The sequence below is a fragment of the Pseudarthrobacter sp. NPDC058196 genome, assembly GCF_042882685.1.
GTDB lineage: Bacteria > Actinomycetota > Actinomycetes > Actinomycetales > Micrococcaceae > Arthrobacter.
This window is the reverse complement of the sequence record NZ_JBHVVN010000014.1, coordinates 60,188-72,222: the sequence shown is the minus strand read 5'-3', so window position 1 is coordinate 72,222 and position 12,035 is coordinate 60,188. Positions and strand designations below refer to the sequence as shown.

12 protein-coding genes are annotated in these 12,035 nt (G+C 66.0%); 2 read left to right on the top strand and 10 right to left on the bottom strand.

The genetic code is table 11. From position 1 onward, the window contains the following. Positions 1-131: 131 nt before the first annotated feature. Positions 132-761 (bottom strand): hypothetical protein, encoded by a 630-nt coding sequence (locus ACFVVC_RS18990; RefSeq protein ID WP_387456824.1) that lies wholly within the window; start codon positions 759-761, stop codon positions 132-134. A gap of 171 nt (positions 762-932) precedes the next feature. Between ACFVVC_RS18990 and ACFVVC_RS18985 the strand changes: the two genes are divergently transcribed. After that, positions 933-1,475: a hypothetical protein gene (locus ACFVVC_RS18985; protein ID WP_387456821.1), complete on the top strand. Its 543-nt coding sequence runs from the start codon at positions 933-935 to the stop codon at positions 1,473-1,475. Positions 1,476-1,643: 168 nt separating this feature from the next. Here the strand turns inward: ACFVVC_RS18985 and ACFVVC_RS18980 are convergent, their stop codons facing one another. The 9 genes from ACFVVC_RS18980 to ACFVVC_RS18940 all read right to left on the bottom strand — a co-directional run bounded on the left by ACFVVC_RS18980 (position 1,644) and on the right by ACFVVC_RS18940 (position 10,058). Further along, positions 1,644-1,877 carry a phage major capsid protein gene (locus ACFVVC_RS18980; protein ID WP_387456818.1) on the bottom strand — a complete coding sequence of 78 codons (234 nt, stop codon included), beginning with the start codon at positions 1,875-1,877 and terminating at the stop codon, positions 1,644-1,646. Positions 1,878-2,389: 512 nt separating this feature from the next. Continuing rightward, positions 2,390-2,620, bottom strand: a complete 231-nt coding sequence (locus ACFVVC_RS18975) for a hypothetical protein (protein WP_387456815.1) — start codon at positions 2,618-2,620, stop codon at positions 2,390-2,392. 33 nt (positions 2,621-2,653) lie between these two features. Then, positions 2,654-2,824: a hypothetical protein gene (locus ACFVVC_RS18970; protein WP_387456813.1), complete on the bottom strand. Its 171-nt coding sequence runs from the start codon at positions 2,822-2,824 to the stop codon at positions 2,654-2,656. Positions 2,825-3,213: 389 nt separating this feature from the next. Continuing rightward, positions 3,214-4,602 (bottom strand): DUF3100 domain-containing protein, encoded by a 1,389-nt coding sequence (locus ACFVVC_RS18965; RefSeq protein ID WP_387456810.1) that lies wholly within the window; start codon positions 4,600-4,602, stop codon positions 3,214-3,216. Continuing rightward, on the bottom strand, positions 4,599-5,825 hold the full coding sequence (locus tag ACFVVC_RS18960; RefSeq protein WP_387456807.1) for a M20 family metallopeptidase: 1,227 nt from the start codon (positions 5,823-5,825) through the stop codon (positions 4,599-4,601). Before ACFVVC_RS18960 ends, ACFVVC_RS18965 begins: the two co-directional genes overlap by 4 nt. Positions 5,826-5,832: 7 nt before the next feature. After that, entirely contained in the window at positions 5,833-7,380 is a 1,548-nt protein-coding gene (locus tag ACFVVC_RS18955; protein WP_387456804.1) for an aldehyde dehydrogenase family protein, read from the bottom strand. Between the two features lie 38 nt (positions 7,381-7,418). After that, complete coding sequence (locus tag ACFVVC_RS18950) at positions 7,419-8,330, bottom strand: NAD(P)-dependent oxidoreductase (protein WP_387456802.1); 912 nt, start codon at positions 8,328-8,330, stop codon at positions 7,419-7,421. A gap of 61 nt (positions 8,331-8,391) precedes the next feature. Then, positions 8,392-9,339: a MurR/RpiR family transcriptional regulator gene (locus ACFVVC_RS18945; protein ID WP_387456800.1), complete on the bottom strand. Its 948-nt coding sequence runs from the start codon at positions 9,337-9,339 to the stop codon at positions 8,392-8,394. 260 nt (positions 9,340-9,599) lie between these two features. Continuing rightward, the gene (locus ACFVVC_RS18940) at positions 9,600-10,058 is read right to left on the bottom strand and encodes a hypothetical protein (RefSeq protein ID WP_387456797.1); all 459 of its coding nucleotides are present in this window, start codon (positions 10,056-10,058) and stop codon (positions 9,600-9,602) included. Positions 10,059-10,294: 236 nt separating this feature from the next. On the opposite strand from ACFVVC_RS18940, the gene ACFVVC_RS18935 reads away from it, so the two are divergent. Beyond that, complete coding sequence (locus ACFVVC_RS18935) at positions 10,295-11,947, top strand: DUF222 domain-containing protein (RefSeq protein WP_387456794.1); 1,653 nt, start codon at positions 10,295-10,297, stop codon at positions 11,945-11,947. Positions 11,948-12,035 lie beyond the last annotated feature (88 nt).

The window sequence follows — 12,035 nt, the reverse complement described above, 5'->3', positions numbered from 1 at the left end:
TCCAGCAAGCTTTCCCCAAGGGCGCTATCCCGGAGACGTGAAAACATTTTCAAGGTTTACGTTAACGAGGTAGCTAAGAAGAAAAACTCCCGCGGGAAATCTGAGTAGCGGGCTGGGCTGAAAGCCCTTTGCTAATAGGCCCCAAACCTAGTTGGCTCAAATGACAAAGACTTTTCCAGTTGCTTGGTCAGGCTATCAATCGACTTCCGTACCATGTGCAGGCTGCCGTGGGGGCTGTCGCGCATAAGTCGCCAGTCGTCGAGGCTAACTGTGTAAGTTAGCGGGTCCACTGCACCAAAGGGCCCGTCAGCGTGGATCGTGAAGGTAAACGACTGCTCGCCGGCCTTCGCCAAAATTTGGTGCCCAACGCCCAGTGGCCACCTGATAATGCGACCGGGAGCAAGCGATTGTAGCCCGCACTTCATGCGCTCCTCCAACTCCCGAAGACGCTCCTCGATCTGGGCATTGGAACTTGGTAAGGGTGAACTCACCGTTACTCGGACATTAGTCGCGACTGTATTGCCGCTGTTGCCAATCTCGAAATTCAGCATAGAAGCGGAGGCGTTGTCCTCTCGGATGTCCACCCATACATAGGGCTGGGCGGCGTCAATTCGCAACTGTCTTTGAATTTTGGTTTGATCCCTTGCTGCCTTCGCCGCAATGCCCGTGAAGAAAAGTGCTACAAGAGCTACAACCGCGGCAAAAAACGCAATCCATGCTTCTGCGGTAAATTCGCTGAACCAGCCGATCAACAATTCCATTGAATTAGCCTCTCACGAGTTCGCCGGGGGGCCGGGCGGAACAATCCCTTGCGCGCACACGCGCCCGACCCCCCAGCCCTCTCGGGGGCAGACGGATAACTGCCGGCAACAGGGGGCCGGCTGTGTTCTCACAGCAATCTGGACGCCCTTCCCCGCCCTATAGTCTGATTTATGAGAACTGAAGTTATCCAGGTTGAACTGCTCAACCCATGGTGGGAAGACCTGTTGCCGTTTGTGGCCATAGCGATATCAGTTGGGACACTGGTGTGGACAATGTGGGACAAGTACCGCGACAAGGCACGTCTCAAGGTTGTGGCTACTCCGTTTACCGTGCTCGGCCCATGCAATACTTGGTACCTTGGTGTTGACGTCACCAACGTCGGGCACAGTGGATCCACGGTTGTTACCTCTGTTGCCATTGAACTGCCCACCAAGCAGTACCTCCACCAGCCAGACAGCCCCGCCCCGACTGTCACACTGCCCAAGAAATTGGAACCCGGCGATTCGTTCACGTATGCCTTTAGCCTCGACGCCATGGCACGCGAACTAGTGGCACGGAACATAAACCCTTCCAAAATCCGGCCCTTTGCGAACTCTGGTCATGGGAAAGCGAGGGGCAAAGTTTCTGCAGCGGCGCTGAAGATGCTTCTGCGTGAAATGGAAACAATGAGGGAACGCGCCGCCGCTGAGGCGACGGAGGAAGCGACAAAGTAAGCCCCCTTCAAAGCCTTGGGGGTCGAGTGCGTTTATTCAGCCGCACTCGACCCCACGACGCTGGGAGCATCATCGCCGGAAAGGTTGCTCCGTTCCCGTCCATCCCGCGCACCGCGAAAGCTCAGAAAAGCCGGTGCCGGCAGGTGAGGTTGACGCCGTCGCGCCTGGCTACGCTGCCAGCACGACTTCTACAAAGGCGTTTGGCCGCTTCACAGCGAACCCGAAGCGCCCCTCAAGCCTCATGGTCATTAGGTTCTTGGTGAAGTTAACCCCTGGCCGGTCCAGGGCCAGGGTCGCGTCTTCCCGGACAATGACCTGTGCCTGCTGCCAATCGCCCAAGAGCGTCGTGCCGGCCGGGACAGCAGTGGTAGGGACACGCGGGACCTTCCATAGCTTCTCCACGCCGTCGCCGCCCGGATCTCCAGCAGGTACTTGCCGGTGGCCCCGGAGTCCCGCAGAAGGTCCAACGCTTCGGCGTCGACCGGATTCAGGACGAGAGCCGTCGGCGTAATGCCGTAGACCTCCAGGCTTGTCATGGCCTTACGGATGGAGGTCAAAGCGTCCGCTGCGAAAGTCTGGACAATGATTCCGGACGTGTTCAGCAGGCCAAACAGGTTTCCCCGGTGCCGTCGCCGTGGACGACCTGGTTTTCCAGTGCCAAGTAAAGGCCGGCCTCCATCTCGGTGCGCAAAAAGTTTTCAAGGTTGGCATGGTCCGCGAATTACCGCTCCGGGACCGGCTCCGACAGGTGGGCAATAACCCGGACCCGGTCCTCAACTTCCGCCAGTGAGTAAACCGACGTCGGTTTGAGCGCCCCGTCGGCGACGGGGCGGTGTTGTTGGTCCGAACCGCTTGCCGCAGGAAGCTGAAGCTGTTGCCGGTGCCGTAGCCTCCGTTAAGGCCCTTGGCCGAGATCAGTTCCAGGAGGGAACGGGGGCCTCCGAAATAGTAACGATGTCTGTTTCGATCGGTGCGGGTACGCCGATATTGCCCCTAATGAGCGACTTCTGCCCGTCGGCCTCAATTGTCATGGTCTTTGCCATGCGGTCCGCGGTGGCCTTGGCCCAGGAACCCCGGCGACGGCCGCGCTGCTCCGCCCCGGAGAAGCGGACTGGTTCTCCGACTTCCGCCACCAGCGTCTTCACTTGCGCCAGAATCTCCGCCTCCGATTTTGCCCGTTAGAGCTCTTCGAGGGCCTCCCGGCCCTTGGTCATGTGCCGGTCACATGCCGCCTTTTCCTCTGCCGTGAGGTCACGGCCGGCAGCGTTCGCCTTCTCCGCAATCGTTCGGGCGTCCTGCGCAGCTGCGGTAGCGATTCCGCGCCACATTTCCATACGTTGTGTGCTCATGGGATTGCCCTCCAGGGCAGGAAGGTACGCCAAAGTAGGCGCGCTCAAGTGGATGAGGGGACACCGGGCGGGCTCCTACGGACGGCGTCCCGGTACAAGAGGCCCTCAGACTTACGCTTCCACGCCTCATCCTTGGCCATGCACCGGTGCCGCTGGTGGGCACACATTCCACGGCTGGACCTATAGACGGGCGGATTGACCCGAGAGACTCCGGTATGACCGTTGGCCGTATCCCTCACACCGCGCTTCCACCTACCCGGAAGGCCCTCAGACTTGAGCCGCTAAAGCCGCCGTCATGTTGCGGCGTACAAACAAAAGCGGACGACGACGGGTGCCCACCCGCCGTCGTCCGCTCCGCTCAAGCCGCCCGAAGGACGGCTGCTAGAAGCTCAGTGCCACAGCCCCAGCGCGAACTCGGCAATGACCGTTGCCAGCAGGAACGACGCCGTGATGGCCACCAGTCCCACCGGGATGATCTTCCAGCCGATGTTCTTCAGCAGCGGGATGTCCTTGCCCAGGGACAGGCCGGCCAGGGTCAGCATCACGGTGGCGATGGAAAGGAAGTCCACGGTCTTAACCGCCGCGTTCAGCGCCTCGGCCCCGAAGAACCACGGGCTGGAGATGTACGCGCCGATGGTCGTGATGAACACAATCGCCGAGATCTTCCGGGTGACCTTGGCCAGCCCAATGCTCACCAGGACCAGCGCCAGCAGGACCACATACCCCAGCACAATCGAGAGCGACAACCCCTTCGCCGCAACGGAAGCAGTTCCAATACCCAGCACCGTCAGCACGGACAGGGAGAGCCACAGCGGCAGCTTCATCTCGGCCGAGGACTCCGCCACCCGCTCACGGAACAGCCGGTTCTCCTCAGCCTGCGCGGCCTCGCGCTCGGCGTCGGCAGCAGATACAGCGGGAGCACCAGCACCAGCACCAGCACCTGCACCGGCAGCAACCACCTCACGGCTCGCCTGCTTCCGCGTCAGCACCCGGTAGAACTTGTCCGCCAGCGGCAGCGCAATGTAGATGCCCACGTACACACCCAGCACCGTGGTGATCAGGTTGGACACGGCGGCCATGCCAAGGACAGCGTCCTGGTCGCCCGGGTACGCGGCGGTGATGCTCGCGACGGACGCAGCCATCATGGAACCGGACCCCACGCCGGCACCCATGGCCAGCGCCAGCGGATCGAAAATCTTCCAGTTGGCCACCAGCGAGGTCAGCAGCGTGATGAACACGGCACCGAACAGCGTCCCGAACACATACATGGCCAGCACGCCGCGGTACTGGTCCGAGTCCGGCCCGTACTTCTCGGACACCATGGCGAAGGACGGCTCACGGTCCAGCGAGAACGTGGCACCCACCGTCGCCTTGCCCATCCGCAGCAGCACAGCCAGCGGCAGCGCCAGCACGATGGTGCCCAGCAGGTGCCCTACCTCCTGCAGCAGCAGCGCCGGGCCCGCCTTCAACAGGGTGGGCAGGCTGGGGCCGATGTTGAACGCCAACCGCGCCACCAGCAGCAGCACGGCCACGCCCACCAGCGCCGCCGCCACCCGCTGCAGGTCGATGCCCAGCGGCTTGAACTTCTGGATGGACACCAGCAGGCCCAGGATCAGGCCCCACACCATGGGGAAAATGATGATGGCGCCGATGCCCAGGTCGATCTTCGCCTGCCCAATGAACTGGACGGCGAGGGCTATCACGAACGCCAAAGCGGCAATGGGGATGGTCAGCCTGGTGCCGGCCTTATCGGTCCGGGCTGTTTTGACAGTGCTCATGATGCGCCTTCCTGGGTGAAAGTACGACGGCGGTACGCCGCTTGGGTGAAGCGTTGACGTTGGGAGGGGGTCGAGGCAGCCGCGGCAACGGTCCAGGCCAGCGCGGTGCCGGCCTCGAACATCACCCCGTACGCCTGGGGAGTGTCCGCCAGGGCGGCGAACGCGTGCGAATGGATGGGAACGTCCGCACCGGGAATGCTCAGCCACGGGTGCAGGGACGGGATGACCTGGGAGATGTTGCCCATGTCCGTGGAACCGCCGCTCAGGCCGGCGGCGGGGGAGGTGTCCTTGCTGAACGCGTCCATCGCCGCCGTCCAGTGCGCGGCGAGGTCGTCATCCTGGATCAGCGGCTCGTACAGCGGTTCGGTGTCCTCGAACGCCAGCGTGGTGCCGGTGGCCAGCGCCGCCCCTTCGAAGCAGCGCCGCACCCGCACCAGCAGCGCCTCGAACTCGGGCAGGGTGAAGGCCCGGCACTCGAACTCCACCACGGCCTTCTCCGGAATGATGTTGGTGACGTGGCCGGCTTCCGCCACAAAGCAGGCGATCCGGTGGTCGGACGGGATCTGTTGGCGCAGCAGGCCAATCGCCACCTGGCTCAGCACCGCCGCATCGGCGGCGTTGACGCCCAGGTGCGGGGCGGCCGCCGCGTGCGCGGCCTTGCCGGTGAACGTCGCCTTGTAGCGGCCCACGGCCTGGGCGCTGGTCCCGGCCGGGTTGTAGGTGACCCCGTCCTGGACCGGGTGGACCATCAAAGCCAGCCCCACGCCGTCGAACGCTCCCTGCTCCAGCATCAGCGCCTTGCCGCCGCCGTGTTCCTCCGCGGGGGTGCCGATGGCCTTGAGCGTGATGCCAAGGTCATCCACGTACGGCTGCAGCGCCAGGGCCGCGGCCACGGACGCGCCGGCGATCAGGTTGTGCCCGCAGGCGTGCCCGATCCCCGGCAGTGCGTCATACTCCACGCAGAGCGCCACGGTCAGGTCGCCGCTGCCGGCGGTCGCCGTGAACGCGGTGGGCAGCCCGGCGGTGCCGTGCTCCACCTCGAAGCCGCCCTCAGCCAGCAGTGCGGTGATGGCCTCGGCAGACTTCACTTCCTCGAAGGAGAGTTCCTTGAACCCGTGGATGCCCTTGGCCAGCGCCTCCACGCGGGGCTTCCAGCGTTCGACGCCGTCCGCCAGGGCAGTGCGCAGCGCACCAGCAGCGGGGGTTGTGTCAGTCGTGTGCACGGGTCTCCTAGTAGGACAGTGAGGGGAAGGGGGAACCGGCGGCGCGCGTTGGCACCCACACGGCCTTGGTCTGGGTGTACTCGTCCAGCACGCCGGGGCCGGAAGAACGGCCGTGGCCGGAATCCCCGAACCCGCCGAACGGCACCGCCACGTGGATGGTCTTGTAGGAGTTGATCCAGAACGTGCCGGCCTTGACCTCGCGGGCCACGTGGTGGGCGCGGGACACGGCCGAGGTCCACACCGCCCCGGCCAGGCCAAAGCTGGTGTTGTTGGCGCGGCCGATCGCCTCGGCCTCGGTATCGAATGCGTCCGCGCCCACAACGGGGCCGAACACTTCGGTGGTTTCCAGCCGGTTCTGCGGAGTGACGCCGTCCAGCAGCGTGGGCATGACCCAGTGCCCGCCCTTCAGCGCCGAGCCGCTCAACGCCTCCGGCAACGCGGCCCCGGTAAGGCGACGGCCGCCGTCGTCCATTCCCGCCTCAATCAGGCCGGTGACGGTGGCGAACTGCTGCGCGGTGATGATGGGGCCCACCTCGGTGTCCGCGCTGAGCGGATCACCCACCCGGAGCCTTGCGGCCTTGGCGGCGACCATCTCCACGAACTGGGCGTGCACGCTCCGCTCCACCAGGAGCCTGGACCCTGCCACGCAGGACTGGCCCGCACCCGAGAAGATGGCGGAGATGGCGCCGTCCGCGGCGCGGTCCAGGTCGGCGTCGGCGAAGACGATATTGGCGCTCTTGCCGCCAAGCTCCAGCAGGGCCGGGATGCCGGCCTGGGCCGCGGCCACGGCGACCCGTCGGCCGGTGGGGACGGAACCGATGAAGCTCACTTTGCCCACGCGGGGGTTGGTGGTCAGTGCCGCGCCAACGGTCTGGCCCAGGCCCGCGGCGACGTTGAAGACGCCCGCCGGCAGGCCCGCTGCATGGGCGATCTGCGCCAGCCGGACCGACGACGCCGGAGTGAATTCGCTGGGCTTGATGATCACCGCGTTGCCCGCGGCCAGCGGGGCGGCTGAGTTCCAGCCGGCGGTGAACAGCGGAGCGTTCCAGGGGGTGATGGCGACGACGACGCCCCACGGCACGCGCTCGGTGTACGTGTGCCAGTTGCCCGGGACGGGGATGGTCTGCCCGGTGAGCTTGTCCGCCCACCCGGCGTAGTAGCCGAACATTTCCGCCACCTTGGCCGCCTCCGCGCGGGCGTCCCGGATGGGCTTGCCGGTGGTGGCGGACTCCAGGATGGCCAGTTCCTCGGCGTGCTGCTCCACGGCGCGGCTGACGTTCCGGAGGATGGCGGCCCGCTCGAAACCGTTCAGTCGCCCCCACAAGGCGGCTCCCGCCGTCGAACTTTCCAGGATGGCGTTGGCACCCTCGGCGCCCGGGTCCGCGTAGGTGGCGAACGGCTCGCCGGTGGCCGCGGCGGTGAGCGTGATGCTGTCTCCACTGCCGGTGGCGACGCGGCCGTCAACGAAAGCGCCGAGGCCCGCCGGGAAGGCGGCGTCCAGGACCGACCTGGCGGTGGCAGTGGAGGAGGAGGTGGGTGCTGTGGTGATACTCAAGATATCTGTTTCCTTCGGGGGACGTAGTCGCGTGGGCTCTAGGCCGCGGAGTTGGAGGCCGGGGCGCCGGCCGGGGTGATGGCGGGGGCCACGGTGCGGGCGATCTCGGTGAAGTCAGCCCGGGGTCCGAGGACTGCCAGGGCGTCCTGCCACTGGTTGGCGACGGCGGCCAGGAGCGCCGGCTTCTCGCCGATCTGGGCGGCAACGTCCACGGCAAGGGCGGCGTCGCGGGCCATCAGGCCCATGGAGAAGCCGGAATCGTGCGTGCCGGTGAGGACCCAGTTGGGGTACATGGCGGCCGAGACTTTGCTGCCGCCGGAGGCGCCGCTGATGCTGGCCGCTGCCGTGGCGGGGTCGATGCCGTAGGCCTTGGCCACGCCCAGTGCCTCGCCCACGGATGCGAGGTTTGCGGCGGCCAGGACGTTGTTGAGGAGCTTGACCACATTGCCGCTGCCGGGGCCGCCGATGTGGCTGTAGTTTCCGCCGGTGAGCGCCAGCAGAACTGGTTCGGCGGCTTTCAGCGCGGCATCCGTGGCCCCCACGAAGGCGCTGAGCGTTCCCGTTGCGGCGCCGTCGCGGCCTCCGGAAACGGGGGCGTCGATGAACGCCGCACCGGCGGCTTCCGCAAGCTCGGCCATGCGCTTGCTGGTGGCGGGCTCGGAGGTGGTGGTGTCAATGATGGCGACCGTTCCCGGGCCGGCCAGGAGCTGCGGCACAGTGGTTTCGACGATGCCGGCAGCGGGGAGTGAGAGGACTGCGTAGGGTGTTCCGGCCAGGCTGGACAGGGTGTCCGTGGTTCCGATGCCGGATGCTGCGGCTGCTTGGCGGGCGGCTTCCGAGGGGTCGAAGCCTGTGACGTCCCAGCCCGCCTTGTGCAGGGTGGCGGCCATGGCTCCGCCCATGGCGCCGAGGCCGATGACGGCGACGCGGTTGTTTTGTGGCTCGTTCATAGAGGTACTCCTGGGTGGCTGTTGGTGGTTCTGCGTGCGCGGTTCTGTCTTTGCGGCGCAGCTAGTCGAGGTAGATGTCCAGGTCTTTCCAGAGCTGCTGGGTGCGGCGGATGGTGGCCCGGCTGCGCTCCGGATGTGCTGCCTCCATGCCGGCCAGCAGGCCGTAGACCAGGGAATTTGCGGCGGTGACGGACTGGAAGAAGGAGATGCCTTCGGAAGCCACCACCAGGAGGTGGTCCGCGGCGGTGGCCAGGCGGCCGCGGCGAAGGTCGCTGATGGCAATGACCGTGGCGCCCGCCTCTTTGGCGGCTTCGGCGGCGATGATGATCTGTTTCACCGAACGCCACATGTTGATGACCACCAGGACATCACCGGGGCCAAGGCTGTTGGTGCTCGACGCCAGGTGGGGGCCGGCGCGGTTTTCCAGGCTGATCGGGTAACCCATGGTGGAACCCAGGTGGGCCATGACGCTGGCGGGGCCGGCAAAGGAGCCAATGCCGACGACGGTGATGGACTTCGCTGCCGCCAGCGCGGCGATTGCCGCCTCGGCTTCCTCGGGGGTGTTCGAGTCCAGCGTCAGGCGGAGGTTTTCGATGTCGTGGGTGATGGCCTCGTACAGCGGGCTGCGGGTTTCGCCGTGCTCGGTGAGGGTGTCCTCGGTGGAGATCTTCACCAGGTAGCGGGACCTGAGTTCCCGCTGCAGGTCAGGCCAGCCGCGGTAGCCCAGGTGTTGTGCCGTGCGGACCACGGAGGAACTGTTCACGTCCGCGCGCTGGGCAATCTCGGCGATGTCCGCGTAGGAGGACAGCTGCGGGTTGCGGCGGATGACCTCCACCACGCGGCTCTGGGCCTTGGTCAGCGCAACGTCCGGCAGGGCATCGCCGAGCCATGCGTGGGAGCTGATGCCGGAGCCGTTGCCGTCAGTTTCGGCGGCGTGCCCGGGTGCCGGCTCTGCTGCTGACACTGCTGCCGGCTCTGTTGCCTGGTCTGTTGAAGCGCTGGGGTTCACGGTGGGGCCTGTCCTGTAACGCAGATCACTCTGCAAACGCAATTGCATCTAATGTACTCTGCAATTTCGGTTGCGAACAGGGTTTTGCGTTTCGGGGATGTAAAACCTCGCGGGGCGGCCGCCAGCGGGCTCCCGGGCGTACGCATGGCAAGGGTTGCTGCGGGCGCCACGTCCTCCGGGGTTGGCTACTGCGGCTGGTCAATCGCCGGGTTCACAGCGCGTCCTTCAGGTTGCTCGGCATGACCAGTTTCGTCAGCCGCCTAACCTGCGGCGGCTGTTTCGACCGACAAGAGCCTTGCGTAGTTCAAGCACATGCTCGCAACCTCATTGGCCGGAACCCTGTTCCCGTCCAGGCTTACCTGGTCCCCGGCGGTCAAGACCGAGCCGTCCGGCAAAACCGCCGCTTCCCCATCCAGGCTGGTGCCCGCCGGAAAGATCAAGGTCCAGTCGGTGCCGTCATTCCCAAGCAGGATGACGCACCCCGCGCCGTCCCTGGAAACCTTTCCCGCCACCTTGGCCTCCACCCGTGGCCCTGACGGTGCATTCTCGACCGTGAGTGCCTTGGTGCCCCCGTCCGAGACGAGCAGCCTGGTGGTGAGCTCCTGCTGAACTGCGGTCGCGGTGCTCTGTGCCGCCGGCTGCGCGGGCTCCTCCGCTGAACAGGATGCCAGGGCGAAAACGGCCGCAACGGCCGTGCCAAAGGTAATGCTGTGCTTCATCTCTGTTCCCCCTACAGAAAGCTGAAACCCCAGCCTACGGCCCAAAATCCTGATTCCTCAGGCGCCTTTCGCCAGAAGGATCACCGTAACAAGGCGTACGACGGCGGGTGGGCACCCGCCGTCGTACGCCTCCGTGACGCGGGACTTCTTAGTTGCCCGGCGGGTTCCAGGTTCCAGCGGGTTGCTGGTCCTGGCGTCACCTCAAAATGTCAGACCCCCCTGCGAAGATTTTGGTTATGGATACCGGTGCGGTGGCAGGTGGGGGAGGCAGGGCCGCGATGGCCTCTGCGGTCGCCTCTGTGGCCGGGCTTGTCGATGAACTGGCGCGGCTCGTGGCCGGAGGCAGTACGGCTGGTGCGGGCAGTGAGGAGACCGGTTCCTCGGCCAGCCGCGGCAGGCCTCTTCCAGATTCTGATCCGCTGCGGGAGTTGTCCGAAGCCTCCCTCGACGGACTGGAACTGCTGGCCCGGATCGAGGCGGCGACAGCCGCGGCCAAGGTCCGGATGATCGCCGTCCACGCGGACGCGGCAACCTTGCTGGCGGCACCTCCGGCCGGCGCTTACAGGGAATCGGCCCAGGAAATGACAATGGTGGCGGAGATCGCGTGCGTACTCACCATCGGCGAACGCGCCGCATCGGCCCTGCTTGGTCAGGCCCAAGCGCTGACCACCACGTTGCCGGCGGCGCTGGATGCGTTGCAGGCGGGCACGATTTCATGGCAGCACGCCCGGGCCGTCGTGGACGAAACCACGGGGCTCGAACCCGCCCATGCTGCGGCTTTGGTGGCCCACTTCTTCGACCCCCAGGATCCGAACCCTGCCCGCGGCGCAGCGCCCGGCGACCTTGTGCCGTGGCGCTTCCGGCGGAAGATCCGGGCCTGGCGGGAGCGCAGCTATCCGGACTCGCTGGAAGAGCGGCACGCCATTGGCGTGGCGGACCGGCGGATGGAATACCGGCCGGACGTGGACGGCATGGCCTGGCTTTCCCTGTACCTTCCCGGCGACACGGCATGCGCGGTGTGGAACAAGGCGTCCGCGATGGGCCGCGGGTTGCAGGGCCCCGATGAGGACCGCACCCTGACCCAGTTGCGTGCCGATATCGCGGCCGCACTTCTGATGGGTGCCAGGGCTGGTGGCGCGGGTGGTGCCGCCTCGAACCGCGGTGCTGCCGGCGACTCCTCGAACCCCGGTGCCGCCGGCGACGTCGGCCACGATGCCGGCCGCTCGTTCGATGCCGGCAACGGCCCCCATACCGAGGACGGCAACCCTTACGCCGTTGACCTGGGCAGGATTCCTGCGCCAAAAGCAGACGTCCTGGTCACCGTGCCCGTCTTTTCCCTGCTGGGTCTCACGGATGAACCGGCCGACCTTGACGGGTTCGGTCCCATTCCGGCGTCCATGGCGCGCAGGCTCGTGGCGGACGGGGCTGGCTCGTTCCACCGGGTTCTGGTGGACCCGCGGGACGGGGCGCCGCTGGAGATCGGACGCACCAGCTACCGGCTTCCGGAAAGCATGAAGCGGTGGATCAGGATGCGTGACGGCAGGTGCACCTTCCCCGGCTGCAGCAACCACACCCAGGACAACGAAACAGACCACCTCACCGCCTGGCAACACGGTGGAACCACCGGAATCAGCAACCTGGGCCAGCTGTGCCCCAAGCACCACCGGCTAAAACACGGCTCCACCTGGACACCCACCCCGGCAACCATGAAAGAGCCACCCGGGTGGACTTCCCCTGCCGGCCGTCATTATCCGGCCGAACAACCCGACTGGCAGAAACCGCAATGGCCACCCGGATGCCCGACAGGGGAATGGATCGTGGCACCTGGCTGCCCGCCGGGTGGGGCCAGTCCTTTCGAGGAAATCATCGTGGCGTACCTCGCCTCGTGACGCCACTGACCGCACCAAGCCAGGACCCTACTGTCGCGACACGGCAGCGAACCCGCAACGACACTGCAGCGAAGCGGACGGCTGCGGA

Excerpts from the sequence above, each read along its gene's own strand:
- ACFVVC_RS18990 (WP_387456824.1), bottom strand. The coding sequence starts at position 761 with ATGGAATTGTTGATCGGCTGGTTCAGCGAATTTACCGCAGAAGCATGG.
- ACFVVC_RS18935 (WP_387456794.1), top strand. The coding sequence starts at position 10,295 with ATGGATACCGGTGCGGTGGCAGGTGGGGGAGGCAGGGCCGCGATGGCC.
- ACFVVC_RS18985 (WP_387456821.1), top strand. The coding sequence starts at position 933 with ATGAGAACTGAAGTTATCCAGGTTGAACTGCTCAACCCATGGTGGGAA.
- ACFVVC_RS18970 (WP_387456813.1), bottom strand. The coding sequence starts at position 2,824 with ATGAGCACACAACGTATGGAAATGTGGCGCGGAATCGCTACCGCAGCT.
- ACFVVC_RS18965 (WP_387456810.1), bottom strand. The coding sequence starts at position 4,602 with ATGAGCACTGTCAAAACAGCCCGGACCGATAAGGCCGGCACCAGGCTG.
- ACFVVC_RS18940 (WP_387456797.1), bottom strand. The coding sequence starts at position 10,058 with ATGAAGCACAGCATTACCTTTGGCACGGCCGTTGCGGCCGTTTTCGCC.
- ACFVVC_RS18950 (WP_387456802.1), bottom strand. The coding sequence starts at position 8,330 with ATGAACGAGCCACAAAACAACCGCGTCGCCGTCATCGGCCTCGGCGCC.